Genomic DNA, 23,646 nt, shown 5'->3' with positions numbered 1-23,646 from the left:
CCTTATTCCAGAGAAACAATGTAATAATATAGGCTTTGGCCTCCAAAATAGTATTCCACATCAAAATCCTTATACTTTTCTGTTAAAGCTTCTACTGCCTCTTTTACCGAATCTTCGCTTACATCATCGCCATAATAGATTGTAATTATTCCGCCGATTGCACCTTCGGCCATTTTATCTACAAGATCCAGCAAAACCTTCTCTTTGTTATCTCCAATAACGACTATATCATCTTCCTTTATCCCGATAATATCCCCTTTTTTTATTTTGATTCCGTCCCATGATGTATCTCTGACTGCATAAGTAACTTCACCGGAAATTACGTTTTGAATATTTCTTTCCATATTCGAAATGTTTTCTTGTACTGAAAAATCAGGATTAAAAGCCAACAGCGCCGCAATACCCTGCGGAATTGATTTGGTAGGAACAACATACACGTTTTTAGTTGAAATGCTCTTTGCTTGCTGGGCAGTCAATATTATGTTCTTATTGTTTGGTAAAATAATTACGTCTTCATAACTGCTATTTTCTATAGCGGAAAGTATATCTTCTGTACTAGGATTCATAGATTGGCCGCCTTCGATTATATCGGCGCCCATGCTTTTGAAGATCTCATTTAAACCTTTGCCTTGAGATACCGCGATTACGCCTACTTTTTTCTTTGATGTCATTTCCTTATTCTCGGAAATCTTGATATCAGCTTTATTTTCTTCTACTACTTCATTATTGATAATCTCATTATGCTGTATCTTCATATTATCAATTTTAATTTTTGATAGTTCTCCTCTTTTTAATGCAGCATTTAAGACCCTATCCGGATTATTAGTATGGATATGTATCTTCACGAGGTCACCCATGCCGGTTACTATCATAGAATCTCCTATGCCATCCAATTCTTGTTTTAGTGAATTTATATCTATTTCTTTTCCGGTTATAAGTAGCTCTGTACAATAAATATATTTTATTTCTTGAGGAATTTTTTCACTTTCGTAAGCAGTTTTATATGAAGACTCATAATTCTTTTCCTTAAGGGACGCAACATCTAAATTTGGATTTTTTATTGCCTCAAGAAAGCCCTTCATTAAGAATATAAGACCTTTTCCTCCGGCATCTACTACATTTGCTTCCTTAAGGACTTTTAACATGTCTGGTGTTTTTTCAAGGACTTTCTCGCCATATTTTATAGTGTTTTCAAGCACGGTTTCCAAATCTTCATACCGTCTTGCTTCCATAATCATTTTATCGGCAGTTTCTCGCGCTACCGTAAGGATCGTCCCCTCTACCGGTCTCATAACAGCACGATATGCCGCATCAACTCCATTTTTATATGCCGTGGCAAGTTCATAAGGGGTAATGCTTTTCTTATTGGAAGGAATGCCCTGGGCAAAGCCCCTAAAGAGCTGAGAGAGAATAACTCCGGAATTGCCCCTTCCTCCCATCAATGAACCCCATGCCAAGGCGTCAGCGATCTTTTTTAGATCATTTGATGACACTTTTTCCAATTCTCTTACTGCCTGGTCCATTGTCAGGGACATATTCGTTCCCGTATCTCCGTCAGGCACAGGAAATACATTTAGTGCATCTACATTTTTCTTATTTTGCCTTAAAACAAAAGCTGCATTTATTATAGCTTTTCTTAGCAAATTGCCATCGATTTTTTTAATAGCCAATGCTACAACCTCCCCGTACCTTACTTTGTTCTGACGCCATGAACTATTACATTAATTTTGTCAGGCTCAAATCCCAAGAAGTTTTCCAATGTGAAACTTACTTTTTCAATAACGTTATTTGCAACTTCATGGATTTTTATGCCATATTGTACTACCACATGTAAATCGATGATTAGCAAATCTCCTTCAAGCCTTACTTCTACGCCTTTGTGCAGATTTTCTCTTCCTAAAAGTTCAGTCAGGCCATCGCTCATTTTTCTGGAAACCATGCCTACTAAACCATAACATTCAACAGCCGCATTGCCGGCAAGCACAGCTATAACATCTTTGGATATTTCTATTTCTCCCAATGAAGTCTTTATTATATTTTTCAAGATTGCCTCCCTCCAAGCATTATAAATACTTTAGATTTATTATAATATATTTTATAGGTTTTTCATAATCCATTAAAAGCAAAACCATTGAAAGACATTTTTATTGCAGTGCTGTTTTTTATATGATACAATACTTTTGGCGTATTTAATCATACCATGACCATGCTAATTTTTAAAAAAATATATGGAGCGTGGATTGTCAAAAGATGATAGGGAGGTGTAGTAATGGCAAAATGTGAGATTTGTGGCAAAGCCCCAAGGAGAGGTATACAGCTTAGCCATTCTCATAGAAAGTCAAAACGCACATGGGCTCCGAATATTTTCCGAGTAAAAGCTGATTTAAACGGCCGCATAAAAAGGATAAATGTATGCAGCAGCTGCTTACGCTCCGGAAAAGTAAAAAGAGCCAAATAAAGAATCAGCGTGCCGGTAAAGCACGCTTCTTTATTTTGTCAAATATTATTGTTTTTTAACTTTCTTATCGTTTCTGCAGGGCAGTGAGATTGGTAAATAGCAGAACCTGCTACTAATATATCCGCTCCGGCTTTTGCTATATCCGATGCGTTATCCTCATTGATCCCACCATCAACTTCTATTAAGACATCTGCGTTCTTTTGTCTAATCATCTTTTTTAAATCCATTATTTTTTCCATCATTGCAGGAATAAATTTTTGTCCACCAAACCCGGGGTTAACGCTCATTATCAGCACCATATAAATATCATTTATTACATATTCCAGGCTCGAAATAGGAGTCGACGGATTTAGAGCAACTCCTGCTTTCATTCCCTTATCCTTTATATAACCTAATACCCTATGCAAGTGAACCGTTGCCTCTTCGTGAACTGTAATAATGTCTGCTCCTGCCTTAGCAAATTCATCAATATATCTTTCGGGGTTTTCGATCATTAGATGAACATCAAAGGGCAGATTAGTTTTTCCTTTAAGACATGATATAACTGGGGGGCCAATTGTTATATTTGGCACAAAATGTCCATCCATTACATCTATATGTAACAGATCAGCTCCACCGTCTTCTACTTTTTTTATATCTTCTAATAAGCAACTAAAATCTGCAGATAAAATTGAAGGTGCAATTTTTGTCATAAACCATCAGGCCCCTTTACGATTTATAAATAATTGATAAAAGGCAGGTAAGACCCACCATTTATCATTTTGTTCCTTTGTAGTAAAGTATATCATCAAGCCAAACCTCAATGTTCATTTGGCCTGCGCCTTCGATTGTTATATTAAGGGGGCTTTCTTCCGCTTTATGTTTTTTTAGATATGCGGTACGATTTTCGCCCAATTCATCCGAAACTACAATTTTCACCGTAGTTTCTTCCACATCAGAAGGAAGAAGTATCGGTCCTACAACTATTTGTTTTTTCTCGACCGGTCCGCTGCTTACTACAAGAGTTACAGAAGCGCCGGGGCTAACCGATGCGCCTGCTTTTGGATTTTGATCTATTACAGTATTCGCAGGAGTTTGGTCATGCTTTTCGGAAACGCTTCCTACTGCAATGTCATTTTCCTTGAGCAAAGCTTTGGCTGCATCCAATGTCTTTCCTATAAGATTTGGCATAGTTATAGTCTCCGGCCCAACGCTTATAGTTAAATCAACAGATTCTCCTTCTGAAAGGGTAAAACCTTCCTTCGGATTTTGATCAATTATCGTACCTTCAGGTTCAGTAGAATTTTCAAGAATTATTCGAGCTTCTAAGCCCTTGCTTTTCAGTGCTTCAAGTCCTTTTTCTTCCGAAAGTCCTATTACGTTAGGAACAGTGGTAGCTTTCGGTCCTTTACTGACTACAAGTTCTATTGGGGGGCGATTTACTTTTACTTTTTGGCCGCCTTCAGGATCTTGTGAGATTACCTGCCCTGCCGGAGCTTTATCAAAAACTCTGTCTACGACTTTTGCCTCAAGCTTTTGTTTTTCAATTTCAGCAATAGCTTCTTCTTCTGTCATTCCAACAACACTTGGAACAGTAACTTCCTGCACCTCGAGATATTTTTTGGCAAGAAATGTTCCTGCATAGGAGAATATCCCAAACAAAATAACTAGCGCAAGTGCGATACCTATGCCTTTGAGAATGTTTCGAGATTTTTTCGGCTTAGAAACATCAGATTTATGTCCCGAATTTGCAGCCGTTGTCAATGTATCCTTCAAATTATCTATTACCATTGTATTTTCTACATTAGGAGCCGAAACAAAGTTGATGATATTTTCATTTGTTAATGCTCTTATCAAATCATCTCTTAACATCTTAGCGCTTTGATATCTGTCGTCAGGGGATTTTGCAAGACATTTTTGTACAATCCTTTCAAGTTCATAAGGAAAACCGGGAATAAATTGGGAAATTAGAGGCGGTTTTTCCTGTATATGTTTTAATGCTATAGCCACCGGCGTTTGACCGGTAAAAGGCAATTGGCCTGTAAAAGCTTCATACAAAACCACTCCTAGTGAATATATGTCAGAACGTTCATCGACAATATCGCTTTTTGCTTGCTCAGGCGAGAAATACTGCACTGAGCCAAACATATTATTGCTGTTTGTAATAGTTGCGCCATCTGCAGCTCGAGCAATACCAAAATCTGTTACTTTTATCCTGCCATCATTAGTTATCATGATATTTTGGGACTTTATATCTCTGTGGATTATTTTATTCTTGTGAGCGCATTCTAATGCGTCACATATTTGTATGCCCATTTCTAGAACATCAGCAATAGGTATAGGAAAATTTTGCTTTATATACTCTTTTAAAGTAATACCCTCAACATACTCCATCACTATATAGTATAAACCGTCTTCTTCACCTACATCATATATACCGACAATATTCGGATGTGACAAGCTTGCAGCGGCCTGGGCCTCTCTTCTAAAGCGCCTTACAAATTCCTCATCATTTGCAAATTCAGGTTTTAAAATCTTTATGGCTACTATTCTGTTGAGAACACTGCACTTTGCCTTGTAGACTGTAGCCATGCCTCCGCCGCTGATTTCTTCTAGAATTGTGTATCTGTTTCCCAAAGTTTTTCCTACTATATCCATTTATTCACATCCCACTTCATCCACTTTTATTATGCCAACGGTGATATTGTCTTCCCCGCCTTTAAAATTCGCATAATCTATTAGTTTCTGAACAGCCTTTTCAGGTTCTTTAGCAGACAAAACAATGTCCTTAATTTCATCATTTTCCAGCATATTTGTCAGTCCGTCGCTGCACAGTAAAATTATATCATTATCTTTCAAGGCTATCTTTAGAATATCCGGCTCCAAATCTCTTTCAGTCCCAAGAGCCTTTGTAATAATATTCTTCATAGGATGTACCCTTGCCTCTTCCATAGTTATGCGACCGCTTTCCACTAGTTGCCACACCAGGGAATGGTCTCGAGTCAATTGCTTGATATCATTTTCGCGAATAAGATACGCTCGGCTATCGCCTACGTGACCGATATATACATAATTTCCGTAAAATAGCGCGGCAGTAAGTGTTGTTCCCATTCCGAAAAATTCATCTTTTTGTAAGGATAAATGTAATATCTTTTCATTTGCTATAGATACAGCATTTTTAATAGTTTCCTTAATTTCCTCACAGCTGATGTTTTCTGATAAGTGACTGTTTATATATTCAGCCACTTCATTAGTTGCTATTTTACTTGCCACTTCACCGGCCTGATGTCCGCCCATTCCATCAGCCACTATGAAAAGCTCGGGAAGTTTGCTGTCTTTTGGCGGAAAATAAAAAGAATCTTCATTGTTTGCTCTAACCCTGCCCACATCGCTTTTTATTACACCAAGCATTATTTCACCTCTCTAATAAACTCCGTCGAAGTTGACCGCAGGCAGCATTTATATCGGCTCCTGTTTCTCTTCGAACGGTTGCGGAAATATTATTTTCTAGGAGTATTTGTTCAAATTCCCGTACTTTTGCATCATCGCTTCTTTTAAATTCTTTGCCTTCTACAGGATTAAATGGTATCAAATTTACATGGCAGAGTAAACCTTTTAAAAGTGTGCAAAGCTCATAAGCACATTCTTTTGTATCGTTTACGTCTAAAATCAGTATATATTCAAAAGTTATGCGCCGTTTTGTTTTCATTATATAATATCTTGCCGCATCTAACAATTGTGAAATTGGGTACGTTTTATTTATAGGCATTAGACTATTTCTTATAGCATCATTGGGCGCATGTAGAGAAATTGCAAGAGTTACGGGTATGTTTTCATCGGCAAGGGAAATAATGTAAGGCACTATGCCGCATGTGGAAACAGTTATCCTTCTGTAGCTTATATTAAAAGCCAAAGGTGAATTTAAAATTCTTAAAAACTTAATTAATTCTTTGTAATTCAAAAGAGGTTCGCCGCTTCCCATTACTACCACGCGGCTTACCTTTTCTTGCAAGTCTTTTTCCATGGCAAGAACTTCATCTGCCATTTCCCACCACGCAAGATTTCTTACCAGTCCGTCTTGGGTAGACGCACAGAAAGCGCAGCCCATGGCGCATCCAACCTGGCTTGAAATACATGCTGTTGTTCCAAATGAATATTTCATCTTAACGCCTTCGATTATATTTTTATCATCTAAGGCAAAAACATATTTTATTGTTCCATCGTCTGACGCATATTTTTTGTATATTTTTAGACTGCTTATAAAAGCCACATCTTCAAGCTCTTTTATAAAGCTTTTAGGAAGATCTGTCATCTTTTCAAAGTCTGTTTGTCCTCTATATATCCATTTATAGATTTGCTTTGCTCGATAGGAAGGTTGCCCCATCTGATGCACAAAATTTTCTAACTCTTCTAGTGTGTAACTTTTTAAATTAATTTTATTCATACCGTTTCACCTTAATGGCTTAACTTTTTTCAAACGAGCAATGAAAAATCCGTCTGTCCCATGAAGATTTGGGTACAAAGTTAAATAACCGCAATGATTTTCAAGGCTTTCATGAAGCTCTTTAGGTACATAATTCCTTAAATCATCATAGACGAAAGAATCATTTTTTGCAAGAAAAGCTTCAATATTTTTCTCATTTTCTTCCGGATCTATGCTGCATGTGCTGTAAACTAAGATACCATTGGGTTTTACATAACAAGAGCATGTGTTTAATATTTTTTCTTGTTCTGATTTTAAAGAAATAATATCTTCAGGTTTTTTTGACCATTTGATATCTGGCTTGCGTCTGATAACTCCTGTCCCGGAGCATGGTGCATCTATTATAACTTTATCAAATGTATCAACTAGATTCTCATCAAAAACTTTAGCGTCTTTTACCTCCGGCTTAACAATATCTACCTTTAATCTTCGGCAATTTTCTTTTATGAGTTGGACTCGATGGGGATGTACGTCCCATGCAATTATTTCTCCTTTATTTTGCATAAGAGCAGCCATGTGAGTTGCTTTGCCTCCGGGAGCTGCTGCTGCATCAAGAATCTTCTCGCCACTTTTTACACCCGTTGCAAGAGATGCTATAATCGAGCTTTCGTCTTGTGGAATAAAAAGACCTTCTTTAAAGCTTTCTAAGGTAGTGATGGGGGGAGAGCTTAAAATATATAAAGCCTCATCACAAAACAGGCCGGGAGCAGTAAGTACACCTTCGGCTCTGAATCTGTTTTCTAATCTTTCTCTTGTAGTAAGGAGAGTATTTACCCTGGCACAAAGTTTTGGCCTTTCATTTAATGATATGCACAAACTTTCTGTAAAGCTTTTGCCAAACAAATCCACCCATCTTTTAACAAGCCATGAAGGAAAAGAATAGTACACCGAAAGGTATTCTTCAAAATTTTTATCTCTATCAGGATAGGATATATTATCTTTATTCCTTATAATATTCCTTAAAACGGCATTTGTAAAATTTGCTGCCTTTGCTCCACTAAACTTTTTTACGATATTTACTGATTCATTTACAGCTGCAAATTCCGGCACTCTATCCAAAAAGAATATTTGGTATACACTTATTCTTAAAGCATTTCTAACATTTGGAGACATTTTTGATGGGTGTATTTTAGAAAATTGTGATATTATATAATCTATTCGAAGAAGATTTTGTACAACTCCGTTGACTAGCTCAGTAATTAATGCGCGATCTTTTTGAGTTATATCAGGTGTTAAATATTGACTTAAAAGCAGATTTCCATATGAACCCTTTTCTATCTTGGTCAATATAGAAACCGCCAATTCTCTAGGTTTTGGCAATGTATTATACTACTCCTTCCCAGATAGAAAAAATTCAATTGCGTAAGTTACCTTGTCTAAATTAACTTTTGTATTTTTGCATGGCCCCTCCGGTCTAATATTTAAAACCCCAAATACAGGTAGCGGACTGGTATCTAAGATGCCGTCTGTTAAATCCCGCTCGCACGCAATAGCTACCACTGCCTTTGGCCTAAAATCTTTAACTTTTTTTCTGGCCAAAGTTCCGCCTGTCACAACTGTCAAGTTAACTCCATATTCTTCACTTATCTTTAAAAGCTTATCTATATCACATCGGCCGCAATGGTGGCAGTTAGAAACATCGGCAGTAACTTTGTAAGGACAGTCCCACTTTTGTAGGCAGTGAGGAGCTAAAATAAGAATATCGCTTGGTTTTAATGAATAAGCTTTGCTTTGAAGCAGTTTATTGTTTACTTCGATATAGGAATCTTTGATAACCTCGGCAGGTATATTGAAAATTCTTCCAATTGCTACAACTAATGGAAATAACAAGTTTAGCGAAGATTTCATTAGTTTTTCAAGGCCAAAAAAGCTTCTTACATGTAGTAATGTCAGAACAACTGCCGCAAGGCCGATGCCTATTAGAATAATAAATATACTTAAGAATATTATTACTCCTAATAAAATGTAGCGGTACCAGTCGCCAAATTTATTATAATAGATAAGAACTCCTGCAAAAATCATTCCTAAAATCAGAAGAATACTTACAGACAGCAGTCCGATAAATACTCTTTTTTTTGCACTTTCACCATTATTTTTGGTGTACATCATCGGCAAAGAATTCTCCTTCATTCATTGTGTGACCGGCTAAATATTCTGTGGCTTTCATCCGCTTTTTTCCGGATTCTTGCACTTCTAACACAAGCAGGCTTCCGTCTCCTGTGCCTATCAGAAAACCTTCATTTTTTACTGCACCCAAATATTTGCCGGGATTAGGTGCAGCATTTGTTAAATAAGGTCTGGCTTTTAATATCTTAAATTCAGTTTTGTTTCTTAATGTAAATGCAGTTGGCCACGGATACATACCTCGAATTAAATTATAAATCTCCCAGGTGGTTTTAAACCAATTAATTTTACCATCGTCCTTTTTAAGCATTGGTGCATAAGTTGCTTCTTCGTGGTTTTGAGGTACTCGTATTAAATTTCCAGATTTTATATTTTCCAAAGTTTTGATTAGTAATTTTCCACCTAATTTTGAAAGCTCACATGAAAGTTCTAGTGATGTCCACTCGTCATCTATTTCAATCTTTTCCTGCATAAAGATATCTCCGGTGTCTACTCCTTCGTCCATCCACATGGTAGTTACTCCTGTTACCTTTTCTCCGTTTATTATCGCCCACTGCATCGGAGCTGCGCCTCTATATTTCGGTAGCAATGAAGCATGAACATTTATGCATCCTATTTTAGGAATATCAAGTACATCTCGGCTTAAAATTTGTCCAAAAGCAACAACAATGATTAGGTCAGGCTCAAGCGATTTAAGGATTTTGATAAATTCAGCACTTTTAACCTTCTCTGGCTGGTATACAGGAATATCGTAATTAGATGCAAGCTTTTTTACAGGAGGTGCAGTTATAACTTTTTTCCTTCCTACCGGCCGATCCGGCTGTGTAACAACACCTATAATATTTATATTGTTTTTTATTAACATTTCAAGAGGGACAACCGCAAAATCTGGCGTTCCCATAAATACAACCTTCATTTTTCTTCCTCGCTATCAGGTTCAATGAATTTTATAGCTTTATCCACAAAAAGCTTGCCATAAAGATGATCTATTTCGTGACACAAAGCTCTTGCCAGCAACTCTTGACCCTCTAATTCTATATAGTTACCCCATTTATCCTGTGCCTTGACTTTGACTTTCATAGGTCTTGCAACTTCGGCAAGCACGCCGGGCACACTTAAACACCCTTCGGCATCAATAATTTCTCCTTCGCTTTCTACTATCTCTGGGTTTACTAATGCTATAGGGCCTTCTCCCACATCTATAACAATTACCCTTTTAAGCACACCGACTTGCGGAGCCGCAAGACCGACGCCATTAGCATGCACCATCGTTTCTTGCATATCTTCTATAAGCACATGTAGTCGTTTGTCAAATACAGTAACATCTTTAGCTTTTTTTCTTAAAATTTCATCGCCGTATTCACGAATATTTCTTAGTGCCATTAACATGCCTCCTATAACAAATCCAACGGGTCTATATCCCAAGATATGTCTATTTTATTATCAATATTTAAAATATTCATTTGGTTACAAATATTTATCAAAATATCTATCTGATCGCTTTTTATTAAAATATTATAACGGTAATTTTCTCTGATTTTGGATCGAGGCGCCGGAACCGGGCCATACATTTTGATTTTAGTGCTAAATTGCTGCTGGAGCATCTTACCTATTTTGTCCGCTTCTTTTTTGACTAAATTTTCATCATTTCCTTTAAAAACAATGTTGAGCATGCGGCAAAAAGGCGGGTAATTTGCCTCTTTGCGGTTTTTTAATTCTTCTTTATAAAAGCCTTCTATATCAAAATTGCAAGCTGCTTGAATAGCAAATGATTCAGGATTATATGTTTGGACATATACTTTTCCTCGAGTTTCTCCTCTTCCTGATCTGCCTGCAACTTGAGTAATCAATTGAAATGTTCGCTCGCCCGATCTAAAATCAGGCACATTTAGAATAGTATCAGCACTTATAATCCCTACAAGCGTAACATTTGGAAAGTCTAGTCCTTTTGCAATAGACTGAGTCCCCACTAATATTTGGGCATTTCCTTTTTTAAAACTTGCCAGCATTTTTTCCAAGGATCCTTTTTTCCGGGTTGAATCAGAATCAATCCTTATAGTGGAATATTCGGGGAAAAATCTCCTCGCTTCTTCTTCTACCTTTTCCGTTCCTGCCCCAAAATACCTTATGTTTCTACTGCTGCACTTTGGACATATATCAGGTGCCTTTATCGTATAACCGCAATAGTGGCACCGAGCAGTCTTATCTTCAAAATGATACGTCATTGAAATATCGCAATACTTGCATTTTAAAACAAAGCCACAGTCTCTACAAATAACAAAAGTCGAGTGACCTCTGCGGTTTAAGAATAGGATAACCTGTTTTTTTTGTTCTAGAGTCTCCTTCATCCCGTAAAGCAGCTTCCTGCTAAAGATGTGTCTGTTGCCAGCTTTTAATTCTTCTCTCATGTCTATAACTTCTAATTTTGGCAGATGTCGCCCTGACACCCTTTTGGTAAGTTCGGCAAGTAAATATTCTCCTTTGCAAGCTCTATAAAAAGATTCTACAGAAGGAGTGGCGCTACCTAAAACTAGAAGAGCATTCTGCTGTTTTGCCCTTAATTGCGCAACCATCCTTGCGTCATAATATGGATGTTCACCGTTTTTATAAGAAGTCTCATGTTCTTCATCTATGATAATCATGCCTAAATCTTGGATAGGGGCAAATATTGCTGACCTTGCTCCTAGAGTAACCAAAGCCTTTCCTGAACATATACGCTGCCACTCGTCAAATCTTTCTCCTGCTGAAAGTTTGCTGTGGATAACAGCAGTTTTATCTTTAAAGCGGTTTTGAAATATTGAAAGCATTTGAGGTGTAAGCGAAATTTCAGGAACTAACATGAGAACTTTTTTCCCTGTTTTTATAACTTCATCAATAGCTCTAAGGTATACTTCGGTTTTGCCACTGCCTGTAACTCCGTATAAAAGTACGGTTTTTTTAGAGTTATAATAGCTTTCCACAATCGTTTTTATTGCATTTTCTTGTTCTTCTGTAAGTATAATATCTTGACTGGAACTGCTGTATGAAATTGAAAAAGGCTTTCTTCTTACTATCTTATAATCTTTTTTTATTATTTCTTTTTTACAAAGCGCTGTTAGTGCCGACCTTACCGACGAAAGTGGAATCTTTAAGTTTTTTGAAATTTCATTTTCAGTAGCACATTCGGCTTTTGCTATATAATCGAATATTTGTTTCTGATTAAATGCTCTTTTAGAGATCTTGCTATTGTCTGCATTACTTTGCAAAAAATATACTCGCTCAGTTTTGTATCCAAGGGAAGGCGGCAGCATAAGACGCAAAAAATCTATAAGTGGGGTGCCATAATATTTGGAAAGACTTTTTGCAAGTTCTAGTAATTCTGCCGGCAGACTCACTGGCTCTTTGTCTATAATCGATTTTAATTTATAGTCGGCAGGTTCGCAGCTACTTGTATCCAAAAGTTCTGTAACCACTCCTGTCGTTTTCATATTGGCAAAAGGAACACGGACTACATCACCAAGGTTTATTGATGATTGCATATCCTTGGGAATCAAGTATGTGTATTCTTTTTTGGCTTTTGGATGTTTTACATCTACTGCTACCAAGCAAGCATTAATCAAAGATTTTCCTCCTACTAAAACTTATACAGCTTAAAATTTACGATTTTGCTCCAAAAAAGCGTATATCCTGTTTAATATTTCATCAGCCAAGTCCTTCTTGAGCATTTTAGGCAATTCTTCTATTCGTCCGTCTTTGTATAATATCTTCACGATGTTCGTATCTGTGCCGAAACCCGCTCCCTGCGCTGTAAGATCATTTAATACTATCAGATCAAGATTTTTTCGCTTCAGTTTATCCTGGGCATTTTTTAGTGTATCAGTTGTTTCAGCAGCAAATCCAACTAAAATCTGGTGTGTTTTACTATTTCCCAGTTCTTGCAGTATATCCGGATTTCGCTTAAGTTCAAGTACCATATCAAAATTCTGTTTCTTTATTTTTTCTTCACTAAAATATTTGGGCGAAAAATCCGCAACAGCCGCCGATTTTATAACAACATCGACCTTAGGATAGTATTCCATAACAGCGTTAAACATTTCATCGGCTGTTTCTACGGGAATATATTTTGAAAGGCCCAGGGGCGGTTTTATGTTTGTCGGACCGGAAATCAAAATAACTTCGCCACCTCGATGCACTGCTTTTTCGGCCAAGGCATAACCCATTTTTCCGGAAGAATGGTTGGTAATAAACCTAACCGGATCAATAGGTTCGCGAGTAGGTCCTGCGGTTATTAAAAACTTTTTGCCTCTTAAATCTCCGCTTTTCCCTAATATCACTTCTATTTGCTCGACAATATCTGCCGGCTCAGGAAATCTTCCTTTACCTTTATATCCGCATGCAAGATCACCGGTTGCAGGTTCTATCACCACAGCACCGGTAGATGTGAGAGTTTCAATATTCCTTTGTGTTATAATATTTTCATACATATTAACATTCATTGCAGGGACGATTATCTTTTTTGCTCTTGTGGCAAGTATAGTGGTGGTAAGCATATCGTCTGCCAGACCGGCTGCAATTTTTGCAATTATGTTAGCAGTAGCCGGTGCTACCAAAAAAACATCAGCTTTATCTGCAAGAGCTACATGTTCCACATCAAAGGAGTCAGGTTCTTCAAACATATCGGTGATAACAGGATTCTGGGATATGACTTGAAAAGTCAACGGCTTAACAAATTCGCATGCCGATTTTGTCATTATTACTTGAACTTGCGCACCTGCTTTTTTTAAAAGCCTTACCAGCTCTACCGCTTTATAGATGGCTATGCTGCCAGTCACTCCCAATATCACAAATTTGTCTTTAAGCATCGCACACCTCTTTTATTTTACTCGAGTTTTTGGTTTTTCTATTATAATCTTACCTGCATCAAGCTCGAATAGTGCTATTGAAACAGGTTTTTTCGTATTTACTTCTACAAGCTCCTTCGCACCTTCTACTAATTGTCGTGCTCTTTTAGCAGCCGCAACTGCTATAATATATTTACTCTCATACTTTGCAGTAAGAGAATCTATAGATGGATACATCATGGCTTATTCCTCCTAGTGTCAATCTCCGATAATCTCTAAAATTTTATCTTTATTCCTTGAAACCTTGCATCTTTCTGCTAAAATAACCGATTGAAGTTTCAAAACAGCTTTATCTAAATCATCATTAATTATAACATAATCATAATCAAAAGAAGCTCGCATCTCTTCTTTTGCAGATTTTAAACGTAAATTAATAGACTCTTCGTTATCCGTGCCTCTGTTTATAATTCGCTTTCTTAATTCCTCAAGGCTGGGTGGTGCTATAAATACGAAAACCCCGTTAGGACAGTTCTTTTTTACTTGAGCCGCGCCTTGTATATCGATTTCAAGAATTACATCTTTGCCTTCTTTTAGCTTTTCAATAACAAATTCTTTAGGCGTCCCATAATAATTATTATATACCTTGGCCCATTCCAAAAACTGCCCTTCTTCAATTTTCTCTTCGAAATTCTCTTGGTTCATAAAGATGTAATTTACGCCGTTTACCTCGCCTGTCCTAGGCGGCCTGGTAGTAGCTGAAATTGATATAAATAAATTATCTATGTTTTTCACCAATGCATTGCACAGCGTTCCCTTTCCGACGCCGGAAGGTCCTGATACCACAATAAGCAAGCCCTTTTCGCTCATAAAGTTCCCTCTATTCGAAATTAGTTTCTTCTTCGACTATTTCTTCGTCTTCAATCAAATTTTTGTTGCTGCTTAAGCGATGAGCTACTGTCTCCGGCTGAATAGCTGATAACACAACATGATCGCTGTCTGTTATTATAACAGCACGGGTTCTTCTGCCATAGGTGGCATCTATAAGCATTCCTCGTTCACGGGCTTCCTGAATTATGCGCTTTATAGGTGCCGACTCAGGACTAACAATAGCTATTATGCGATTTGCTGATACAATATTTCCAAATCCAATATTGACAAGTTTGATATCCATAATCGAAATATAACCTCCCAGATTTTTTATTTAAAGAGTTAATTTTTTTCAGTAAAAAATAACCTTTATGCACTAAATAAACCCAGTAAACCAGGGTTTGCCCTGGTTTACTAAATAATCCTTGCAATTATTATATCATTTAATTTTATTTAAAACAATAACATTGAAGTTCAACAAGCCGGTGCCGGGTTCGATGTTTATGATACTAATGTCTTTGCCAATGCAATTTCCTTTTTGTAAGCTTCAATGCCGCCAGGTGTTTCTAATAAGAATGGCTTATCTTCCAGTCTTGGATGAGTTAACACAGCTTTAATTGTTCCAATGCCAAGCATGCCCTCTCCTAAATTTGCATGCCTGTCTTTCATACTTCCTAGTCCAAACTTGCTATCATTTAAATGCACTGCCTTCAATTTTGAAAGTCCTAAAATTTTATCAAACTCTGAAATCACTCCGTCCAAATCATTAACTATGTCGTAACCTGCTGCAAACAGATGACAGGTGTCAAAACATACTCCAAAATTTTCAGGGCTTTCTGTAAGATTAATAATATCATAAAGCTGTTCAAACCTGTATCCGACTTCTGTTCCCATACCTGACATCGTTTCCAGCAAAATCATAACATCTTTTTTGCTCTCTGTCACTTCTTTTAATATGGCAGCAATCCTTCTGATACCTACTTCTACTCCTGCCCCTAAATGGCTGCCCGGGTGCAAAACAATATATGGAGCACCAATAATAGCCATTCTATCCAGATCGTCTAGAATAATATTTTTAGTAAAATTTCTGGCATTTTCTTTATCTGACGCCGGATTAAGCGTATATGGAGCATGAGCCACCAAGGGACCAAAATTAGTTTCATTAACTCGTTTTTTCATTTTCTCTATATCGTTTGGATCCAGTGCTTTTGCAGCACTGCCTCTAGGATTTCGAGTAAAAAACTGTAGCGTGTTTGCTCCAATAGATATTGCCTCATTTACTGCATGTTCATAACCCTTGGAAATAGAAATATGAGCTCCTATTAGCATATTATCTGCTCCTTTGTCTACATCTTTAAATCTTTATACCTCTATTTTGTAAGTTTGTAAATAGAATTTTAGAAAATAGTATAGAAAAAGAAAAGGTCTCCGATATTTTGTCGGAAACCTCATGAATCATTGCCTGCATATGATGATACTTTTATAATATTACCTTTAAAATACTCCGGATGCTTTTCCTTTAAATAAGACATGTCGTAAATTACCCGTGTCAGGTGTTTTTCCATAAGCTCTGTCGCCAATTCTTTATCTCGTCTTCTTATAGCTTCGAGCAATTCTCTATGTTCATTCACACTGACATTCATATCCATTTCCGTATAGTTTAATATACGGACTCTATCAAACTGAGCAACGGCACTTTTAATCAAATTATACGTCATTTTCTTATTGCATATCTCGAACAAGTATTCATGGAATTTATCATCTAAATAGAGTAAATACTGCGGGTCATGGTGTCCTAGGCATGTCTCTTGTAATTGAAGGTTATCCTCAAGTTTTGTAATATCGCGGTCAGATATTTTATCGCATGCCAATTGAATAACAGCTTTTTCCAGTACACATCGCATAAATCGGGATTCCTCAACGACATCCATGTCTATAGGCGCAATGCAAGTACCTCTTTGAGGATATATCTCAACCAGAGCCGATTTAGAAAGCTCGATAAAAGCTTCTCTCACAGGGGTGCGGCTTACTCCCAGTATTTCCGCAATCTCGTTTTCACTTACAAACTGACCTGGTTTGAGATTTAAATTTATTATATTATGTCTTAGAACTCTTATTACGTATTCTCTTGTAGTCTCTCTTTTGTCTCTTTCTAATAATTCAAGCATAATTATCCTACTTTCTATACTACTGATTAATTATATGATATAAAAAGTAACTTTAAAATACCTTATTCCAACATTTTCATCTTTTGTCAAATCCAGATCGTATGAAAAATCCCTTCTTCATCTATTCTTTCATAAGTATGTGCGCCAAAATAGTCCCTCTGGGCTTGAATTAAGTTGGTTTTTTCACCCAGAGAGACTTTCAATCCTATCATTTTCTAAACTACCGAATACATTACTTGCAATATCGTTTGCTCATTTTATCGATCGCTTCCCACAGTCCTTGTATATAAGTAGCACCTAAAGCTCTATCATAAAGTCCATAACCTGCACGTCCTGTTTCATCCCAAATCATACGTCCATGATCCGGCCTTATATACCCGGTAAATCCTGTGTCATAGAAGGCCTTTACAATTTCAAACATATCCAGTGATCCACACTTAGAAAGATGTGCGCTTTCATAAAAATCTTTATCGTTTTCGAATTTAAGATTTCTTATATGAGCGAAATGCACCCTTCCTTCTCCTGAAAATTCTCTTATAATAGCAGGAAGATCATTTTCTTTATTTGCTCCAAGTGATCCTGTACAAAGCGTTAAACCATTATATGGGCTAGTATTAAGATCAAGGAATTTTCTTATATTATCTCTGTTGGTAATAACTCTTGGCAGGCCAAATATTGGCCATGGTGGATCATCCGGATGAATAGCAAGTTTAATATCATATTTTTCAGCATAAGGAATAACGCTGTCTAGAAAATATTTTATATTCTTCCAGTATTGTTCCTCAGTAATATTCTTATATTTTTCTATTACGGTAGACATCTCTTTTAATCTTTCTGGCTCCCAACCTGGAAGCTCAAATCCACCTGATTGCTCTCCTACTCGACTTGCAAGATTTTGTGGATCAATATTTAAAATGTATTCATGCTTATATGCCATAGTAGTGGATCCGTCGCTTAGTGGTTTTGCAAGCTCGCTTCTTGCCCAATCAAGCACAGGCATAAAATTATAGCAGATTACTTTTATTCCAATTTTCGACAGATTTTCCATAGTTTTAATATATGCATCAATGTATTTATCCCTTGTCTTTTCACCAAGTTTTATGTCTTCATGTATATTAACGCTTTCAATAACTTCAACTTCCAGACCATGATCTTCGATTTCTTTTTTAAGAGCCTGAACTCTTTCCAAGGGCCAGACTTCACCTACCGGAATATCCATTAAACTTGTTACAACTCCGGATACGCCAGGTATTTGCCGTATATAATTAAGAGGAATCTTATCATATTTTTCACCAAACCACCTAAATACCATCTTCAAATGTATCAACCTCCGATAATAGATTAATTTTAACTTGTAATTGTCGCCTTAGGTTATGGATAGGCTACAATATTTATAAAGTTTTCAGTGTTGTCCCATGTTAATTTTGTCTAAAATATAGTCATATAGATCTTCTTTTTGCACCCCTAATATTTTATTTGTTAATATATATCCTTGCTTATGTGCTGTGTATATAATAAGCATATTTGGTTTTTTGTATACCCCTTTTATCTTATCCCATTCGAATTTAGAATTTTGATTCTTTGTCATTATGTGAATTCCATAGTCATCAAAGCCTATCTCTAAATCAGATGGAATCTTTGCTACCAATCTTTTTGACTGAAGATAAATAACGATAGGTTGAATAATTGTAAATAAACTAACTGCTAGCATTAGAAGTAATTTTATAATGGTGGTTGCATTTGCCCAGAACTTTACTGTTAAAAGCAGTATAGCAGCAGTAAAAATAATGTTGCATACTCCTATCATAGAATTATAAATATTAGATATAGATAGTTTCCAAATATCAGAAGCCATCACCTGATAATTATATTTATATTTCATGACGATCGTCTCTTTACATAAATAATGATGGGAGCCACAGACTAATTGCCGGAACGAATGTTACCAGCAAAAGAGCGATAATCATACAAATGTAAAATGGTAATGTCGCTTTTACAACGCGTTCCATCGGCAGCTTGGAAATGGCGGTGCCAATATACAACACAGATCCTACAGGAGGCGTCAAGAGACCTATTCCACAGTTCAGGACAACGATGATGCCAAACTGGATAGGATCAATGCCAATTGAAGTTGCAATCGGAAATAGAACAGGAACAGCAATTAATATAATCGGAGCCATGTCCATAATGCACCCCAGAACCAAAAGAATAAAATTTAAAAGCAATGACAAGATAATAGGATTATCTGTAAAACTAATAATCGCATTTGCTGCTAGAGACGGCACATGTAAGCGTGTTAGCAAATATCCAAAAATACTAGAAGTTGCAATTAAAATTAGAACAATAGAAAGTGTATCTATGCAGCTTTCTAGAGCCTTCCACACGCCTTTCCAGTCAAGGCCTTTATAGATGTATACACTAACAATTAAGCTATAAATAACTGCTATAGCCGCAGATTCCGTAGCTGTAAAGATACCTCCGACTACTCCTATTACAACTATTAAAACAGATGCAAGAGCCCAAATAGATGCACCGAGCTGTTTCAATAAATTGCTCATACTGAATTTTTCGCCTTTAGGATAATTTCTTTGAACGGAAATTATATAGGCACCTATCATTAAAGATACTGCTAAGACTGCACCCGGTAAATATCCGGCAAGAAAAAGGCTTCCTATCGAGACACCACCTACAGCAGTAGAATAGATAACCATATTATGACTAGGAGGAACTAAAAGACCTTCCACTGAAGAAGTAATCGTAACCGCAGTAGAGAAATCAGCATCATACCCCTCTTCTACCATCATAGGAATTAAAATACTGCCGAGAGAAGCGGTATCTGCAGCCGCTGAGCCGGAAATACCTCCGAAAAAGTAGGATGCAACGATGTTAACCATCGCTAAGCCTCCTCTCATCCACCCAACACAAGCATTTGCTAACTCAATTAACTTTTCTGAGATACCGCCAGTTCCCATTAAAACTCCCATTGTAATAAAAAACGGCACTGCCATGAGGCTATAAGAGCTAATTCCTTTTACCATCTGTTGAACAATCGTAGTAAGCGGCAGCCCTTGATATAAAAGCGTTAACAATGATGAAAGCGCAACTACATAAGCGATTGGAAATCTTAAAAGTATCATTATAAAGAAGCTGCTGAGTAAAATCAAAATCGCTGTACTTTCAACGCTCATCTATATTTCCTCCTTTATCGCAAAAAGCTTCTCGATATTTTCTAATAAAACCTCAATTTGAAATATAAGCATGGCTATCCCTCCTAATGGCACAGCAAAGTACATCCAGAATCTGGAGACATTGGGCATACTTACATAGGAACCTTTTGAGCCAATCTCTACTGAGTATCTCCAACCCACTACTATCAGAACTATGGCTAACACTAAAACAGCAATATCAGAAATAACATCCGAAATAGTCACTAGTTTTTCAGGTAAAAATTTATCAAATGCTGTCATACGAATATGTGCCCTTCTTCTGATGGCTAAGGCTCCAGAAAGAACTGTCATATACGCCATACAGCTTAAAATCACTTCTTCGCTCCATGCCGGATCAGGTATAAATGGAATATATCGCCCCGCTACAGTCAGTGTCGCAACAAGAATATCAGCTATCAAAAGCATTTTGCACAAAAAAAGAGTAATCTTATATATTTGATCATATACTGGTTTAATCTTATTAAGAATACCAAAAATTCCTGCCATGTTTTACCTCCTCCTACTCGTGTTATTTATTAAATTACTCTTGTTTATTTGCTACTCTTATAAGTGGCATTACATACGAATATTTCAAATAGCTAGTTATCGTATATTTATCTACCATAAATAAATTTTGCCTTGATTTCGCTTTAACATTGTTTGAAAGTGTACTTGAAATTATCAAGAGCACGAATTAAATTATTCGTTTTACTCTTGATAATTTCGACATATTTTTTGGTTATTAGCGAAATCAAAGCATCAGATATGCATTTCACAATTGCTCTATTTTATTTGATTTGCAATATTTAGGGTAAACTTAAGGTAAAATAAAATTTTTGAATACGATTGTATCTCTCGGAAATTTATTAGAATTTTTAAATTTATTGCATATCAAGAATTTGCTGATAAAGTTCAGCATATTTTTCTGTTGCAGAAGAGATTACATCCTTACATGCTTCTTTCCAAGGTGTAATATCGTTAACTTCTATAACATTTACGCCTTTAGCTTTTAGTTCATCTAAAGCTTGATTTTCCGTTTCTTCGGAAATCTTTCTGTTATACTCTGATGCATACTTACCGGCTTCCATAAGAATATTTTGCTGTTCCTCTGTTAGACTATCCCATGCTTCATCTGTTATGATTACTTGTATTGCTCCAAGAGTATGGCCATCAAGAATCAAATTTGGTGCAACCTCATAAAATGAATTAGCTTTGTAGTTTACAATTGGCTGTTCTGCTCCATCGACTACACCTGTTTGTAGTGCAGAGTATAATTCATTAAATGATACGACCGTGGGTGAGGCGCCAAGAGCTTCTACCATGGCAGTCATAATGGGATCTGCTGATACCCTAAGTTTCATACCTTTAAGATCTTCTATGCCTTTAATCGGCTTTACTGTGAAGAAATGACGGAAACCTTCTTCACCGTAGAATAAACCTCTAACTCCCTTGCCATTTTCATGTGGTTCTAGAAGAAATTCAGAAGCTAAATCAGAATTAGCAAATTTCCAAAAATGTTCACGGTTTACAAATGTATAAGGAACAGAGAGCAACATTGATTTTTCACCGCCATAGCTTGTCAGGGCAAATGCGGATATACGAGCCATGTCAATTGTCTTGCCGCCACCTAGCATTGTGTCTAGCACATCATTTTCTGCTCCCAAAACTCCACTTGCTTGAACATCAATTTTAATCTGACCATTTGAAAGCTCTTCTACTTTATCTTTAAAAGCAAAAGCTGTCTTGCCGGCAATAGAATCTGGCGGATTGACTTCCGCATATACAAGAGTAATTTCTTCTGAGGTTGAATTTCCCTCTGACTCCTGTTTACCTTCTTGCGATTGTTGGCCTCCGCATCCTGCTAACACTGAACTGATTAATGCCAGCGCCAAGATTAATGATAATAACTTAAAACTTTTTTTCATTTTCATCCCCCTAATTTTAAAAATTTTTGCTGCCGTCGCATTTATTTTTACACTTTTTTGCGCTTTATCTTTTTAAAATAGGCTTCTCCCCTTTCATCTAAAACTAATTTTAAGCAAATGGTGTTCAATATCTTATGTAATACTTCTATGTCCTGATTTGCCGGAAATCATAAATAACTCATGAAACTCTTATATATCCTTAGCAAAAAAATTTAACGCATTATAATAACAGATATTCTCTACCAACTTTTTTAGTAATTTTTTATCATTGGGAAATTTTCCTTCTTCAACCTGTTCGCCTATATAATTGCATAAAATTCGTCTGAAATACTCATGACGTGGAAACGATAGGAAGCTCCGTGAATCTGTGACCATTCCCGTAAAATGCATAAGTAATCCATGGTCTGCTAAAGTACTCATCTGACGAAGCATGCCTTGCTCTGTATCATTAAACCACCATCCGGCTCCGAATTGAATCTTGTTTTTTATTCCCTCTTCATTGCTTTGAAAATTTGCTATAGCGCTTGCTACAATGTGATTATATTCCGGATTCAGATTGTATATAATCATTTTTGGCAAAGTATTCCTTTGGTACATAGTATCGAGTAGCCTATTTAATGCATAAGCTAAATCTGATTGATCGGCTATAGAATCAAATCCCGTATCTGGTCCAAGCCTCTCATACATAACAGTATTGTTATTTCGTATTGCTCCAAAATGAATTTGCATTACCCAGTTTTTTTTGTGATAAATAGCCCCTAAGTCTATTATCAAACGGCTGATAAATTTTTTGTATTCTTCGTCAGTAATTTGATTTTCATTTAGCGACTTTTGAAATATGGCTTCTACTTCTTCATCTGTTGATTCTTTAAAAAACAATTTTTCAAAGCTATGATCAGATATAAAAGCTCCTCTTTTATCAAAGTAATCAACCCGTTCTTCTAAACACTTAACAAAATCCGAATAACTTTTGATTGTAGTATTTGTAATTTGGGCTAATTTCTTAACAAAATCAACGAACTTTTTTTCTCCAATTGTAAACGCTTCATCCGGTCTAAAAGAAGGGAGTACTTTAATTTTAAAATTCTTATCAGCGCTTATTTTATCATGATATTCAAGAGAGTCTAGGGGATTGTCAGTGGTACAAATATAAGTCACGTTTGATAATTGAAGCAACTTTCTTGCGGTTAATTGCTCTTCCTTGATCACTTTATTGGCTTTATTATAAATTTCTTTCCAATTATTCTCATTTAATAGTTCATCTATGCCAAAATAATTTTTTAATTCCAGATGAGTCCAATGATATAATGGATTTCCTATGCAATTTTCGATAGTTTTTGACCATGCTTCAAATTTTTCTACAGAACTGGCATTTCCAGTAATCATTTCTTCTGATATGCCGTTAGCCCTCATTGCTCTCCATTTGTAATGGTCTCCTGCCAGCCACAGTTCAGCTATACTAGAAAATTGATAGTCCTTGGCTATGAGCTTCACGTCTAAGTGGCAGTGATAATCAAATATTGGAAGAGATTTGGCATACGTATGATATAAAAATTTAGCAGTGTCATTCTGTAACATAAAATCGTCATTTATAAACGCCATTTTCACATCTCCTT

General features: G+C 36.5%; 24 protein-coding genes and 1 pseudogene. 1 reads left to right on the top strand and 24 read right to left on the bottom strand.

The features are described from left to right. Positions 1–2: 2 nt before the first annotated feature. Together TSYNT_RS10540 and TSYNT_RS10535 are read right to left on the bottom strand one after the other, a co-directional pair. Positions 3–1,670 (bottom strand): DAK2 domain-containing protein, encoded by a 1,668-nt coding sequence (locus TSYNT_RS10540; RefSeq protein ID WP_059033842.1) that lies wholly within the window; start codon positions 1,668–1,670, stop codon positions 3–5. A gap of 20 nt (positions 1,671–1,690) precedes the next feature. Beyond that, positions 1,691–2,044: an Asp23/Gls24 family envelope stress response protein gene (locus tag TSYNT_RS10535; protein WP_059033840.1), complete on the bottom strand. Its 354-nt coding sequence runs from the start codon at positions 2,042–2,044 to the stop codon at positions 1,691–1,693. 225 nt (positions 2,045–2,269) lie between these two features. On the opposite strand from TSYNT_RS10535, the gene rpmB reads away from it, so the two are divergent. After that, the gene (gene rpmB, locus TSYNT_RS10530) at positions 2,270–2,458 is read left to right on the top strand and encodes a 50S ribosomal protein L28 (protein ID WP_059033838.1); all 189 of its coding nucleotides are present in this window, start codon (positions 2,270–2,272) and stop codon (positions 2,456–2,458) included. A gap of 38 nt (positions 2,459–2,496) precedes the next feature. Here rpmB and rpe read toward each other — a convergent pair whose 3' ends face one another. The 22 genes and pseudogenes from rpe to uxaC all read right to left on the bottom strand — a co-directional run bounded on the left by rpe (position 2,497) and on the right by uxaC (position 23,632). Then, positions 2,497–3,150: a ribulose-phosphate 3-epimerase gene (gene rpe / locus TSYNT_RS10525; RefSeq protein ID WP_059033836.1), complete on the bottom strand. Its 654-nt coding sequence runs from the start codon at positions 3,148–3,150 to the stop codon at positions 2,497–2,499. Between the two features lie 64 nt (positions 3,151–3,214). Next, positions 3,215–5,089: a Stk1 family PASTA domain-containing Ser/Thr kinase gene (pknB, locus tag TSYNT_RS10520; RefSeq protein WP_059034331.1), complete on the bottom strand. Its 1,875-nt coding sequence runs from the start codon at positions 5,087–5,089 to the stop codon at positions 3,215–3,217. 6 nt (positions 5,090–5,095) lie between these two features. Then, positions 5,096–5,848 (bottom strand): Stp1/IreP family PP2C-type Ser/Thr phosphatase, encoded by a 753-nt coding sequence (locus TSYNT_RS10515; RefSeq protein WP_059033835.1) that lies wholly within the window; start codon positions 5,846–5,848, stop codon positions 5,096–5,098. A 4-nt stretch (positions 5,849–5,852) separates the two neighbouring features. Next, positions 5,853–6,881: a dual-specificity RNA methyltransferase RlmN gene (gene rlmN, locus TSYNT_RS10510; protein ID WP_059033833.1), complete on the bottom strand. Its 1,029-nt coding sequence runs from the start codon at positions 6,879–6,881 to the stop codon at positions 5,853–5,855. A 6-nt stretch (positions 6,882–6,887) separates the two neighbouring features. Next, positions 6,888–8,240: a 16S rRNA (cytosine(967)-C(5))-methyltransferase RsmB gene (gene rsmB / locus TSYNT_RS10505; RefSeq protein WP_059033831.1), complete on the bottom strand. Its 1,353-nt coding sequence runs from the start codon at positions 8,238–8,240 to the stop codon at positions 6,888–6,890. A gap of 9 nt (positions 8,241–8,249) precedes the next feature. Further along, complete coding sequence (locus TSYNT_RS10500; RefSeq protein WP_238142708.1) at positions 8,250–9,029, bottom strand: DUF116 domain-containing protein; 780 nt, start codon at positions 9,027–9,029, stop codon at positions 8,250–8,252. Then, complete coding sequence (fmt, locus tag TSYNT_RS10495; RefSeq protein ID WP_059033829.1) at positions 9,010–9,960, bottom strand: methionyl-tRNA formyltransferase; 951 nt, start codon at positions 9,958–9,960, stop codon at positions 9,010–9,012. Before fmt ends, TSYNT_RS10500 begins: the two co-directional genes overlap by 20 nt. After that, complete coding sequence (gene def, locus TSYNT_RS10490; protein ID WP_059033827.1) at positions 9,957–10,427, bottom strand: peptide deformylase; 471 nt, start codon at positions 10,425–10,427, stop codon at positions 9,957–9,959. The genes fmt and def overlap by 4 nt, the downstream gene beginning before the upstream one ends. Positions 10,428–10,438: 11 nt before the next feature. Beyond that, the gene (gene priA, locus TSYNT_RS10485) at positions 10,439–12,643 is read right to left on the bottom strand and encodes a replication restart helicase PriA (RefSeq protein WP_059033825.1); all 2,205 of its coding nucleotides are present in this window, start codon (positions 12,641–12,643) and stop codon (positions 10,439–10,441) included. 30 nt (positions 12,644–12,673) lie between these two features. Then, the gene (gene coaBC, locus TSYNT_RS10480; RefSeq protein WP_059033822.1) at positions 12,674–13,885 is read right to left on the bottom strand and encodes a bifunctional phosphopantothenoylcysteine decarboxylase/phosphopantothenate--cysteine ligase CoaBC; all 1,212 of its coding nucleotides are present in this window, start codon (positions 13,883–13,885) and stop codon (positions 12,674–12,676) included. A gap of 12 nt (positions 13,886–13,897) precedes the next feature. Beyond that, complete coding sequence (rpoZ, locus tag TSYNT_RS10475; protein WP_059033820.1) at positions 13,898–14,104, bottom strand: DNA-directed RNA polymerase subunit omega; 207 nt, start codon at positions 14,102–14,104, stop codon at positions 13,898–13,900. An 18-nt stretch (positions 14,105–14,122) separates the two neighbouring features. Continuing rightward, entirely contained in the window at positions 14,123–14,731 is a 609-nt protein-coding gene (gene gmk, locus TSYNT_RS10470) for a guanylate kinase (RefSeq protein ID WP_059033818.1), read from the bottom strand. A gap of 10 nt (positions 14,732–14,741) precedes the next feature. Further along, positions 14,742–15,035, bottom strand: a complete 294-nt coding sequence (remA, locus tag TSYNT_RS10465; protein WP_059033815.1) for an extracellular matrix/biofilm regulator RemA — start codon at positions 15,033–15,035, stop codon at positions 14,742–14,744. A gap of 197 nt (positions 15,036–15,232) precedes the next feature. After that, the gene (locus tag TSYNT_RS10460; RefSeq protein ID WP_059033814.1) at positions 15,233–16,060 is read right to left on the bottom strand and encodes a deoxyribonuclease IV; all 828 of its coding nucleotides are present in this window, start codon (positions 16,058–16,060) and stop codon (positions 15,233–15,235) included. 119 nt (positions 16,061–16,179) lie between these two features. After that, positions 16,180–16,899, bottom strand: a complete 720-nt coding sequence (locus TSYNT_RS10455; RefSeq protein ID WP_059033811.1) for a GntR family transcriptional regulator — start codon at positions 16,897–16,899, stop codon at positions 16,180–16,182. Positions 16,900–16,985: 86 nt separating this feature from the next. Continuing rightward, positions 16,986–17,075: pseudogene (locus TSYNT_RS10450) on the bottom strand (hypothetical protein); the annotation flags it as partial. Positions 17,076–17,131: 56 nt separating this feature from the next. After that, entirely contained in the window at positions 17,132–18,217 is a 1,086-nt protein-coding gene (uxuA, locus tag TSYNT_RS10445; RefSeq protein ID WP_059033809.1) for a mannonate dehydratase, read from the bottom strand. 84 nt (positions 18,218–18,301) lie between these two features. Further along, entirely contained in the window at positions 18,302–18,781 is a 480-nt protein-coding gene (locus TSYNT_RS10440) for a YcxB family protein (protein WP_059033807.1), read from the bottom strand. A gap of 13 nt (positions 18,782–18,794) precedes the next feature. Beyond that, positions 18,795–20,087: a TRAP transporter large permease gene (locus TSYNT_RS10435; RefSeq protein ID WP_059033805.1), complete on the bottom strand. Its 1,293-nt coding sequence runs from the start codon at positions 20,085–20,087 to the stop codon at positions 18,795–18,797. Continuing rightward, positions 20,088–20,612 (bottom strand): TRAP transporter small permease, encoded by a 525-nt coding sequence (locus tag TSYNT_RS10430; protein ID WP_059033802.1) that lies wholly within the window; start codon positions 20,610–20,612, stop codon positions 20,088–20,090. Positions 20,613–20,986: 374 nt separating this feature from the next. Then, positions 20,987–22,030, bottom strand: a complete 1,044-nt coding sequence (locus tag TSYNT_RS10425) for a TRAP transporter substrate-binding protein (protein ID WP_059033800.1) — start codon at positions 22,028–22,030, stop codon at positions 20,987–20,989. A gap of 189 nt (positions 22,031–22,219) precedes the next feature. Further along, positions 22,220–23,632 (bottom strand): glucuronate isomerase, encoded by a 1,413-nt coding sequence (gene uxaC / locus TSYNT_RS10420; RefSeq protein ID WP_059033798.1) that lies wholly within the window; start codon positions 23,630–23,632, stop codon positions 22,220–22,222. Positions 23,633–23,646 lie beyond the last annotated feature (14 nt).

This window comes from Tepidanaerobacter syntrophicus, from assembly GCF_001485475.2.
GTDB lineage: Bacteria > Bacillota > Thermosediminibacteria > Thermosediminibacterales > Tepidanaerobacteraceae > Tepidanaerobacter > Tepidanaerobacter syntrophicus.
This window is presented reverse-complemented; position numbering and strand designations above follow the sequence as displayed.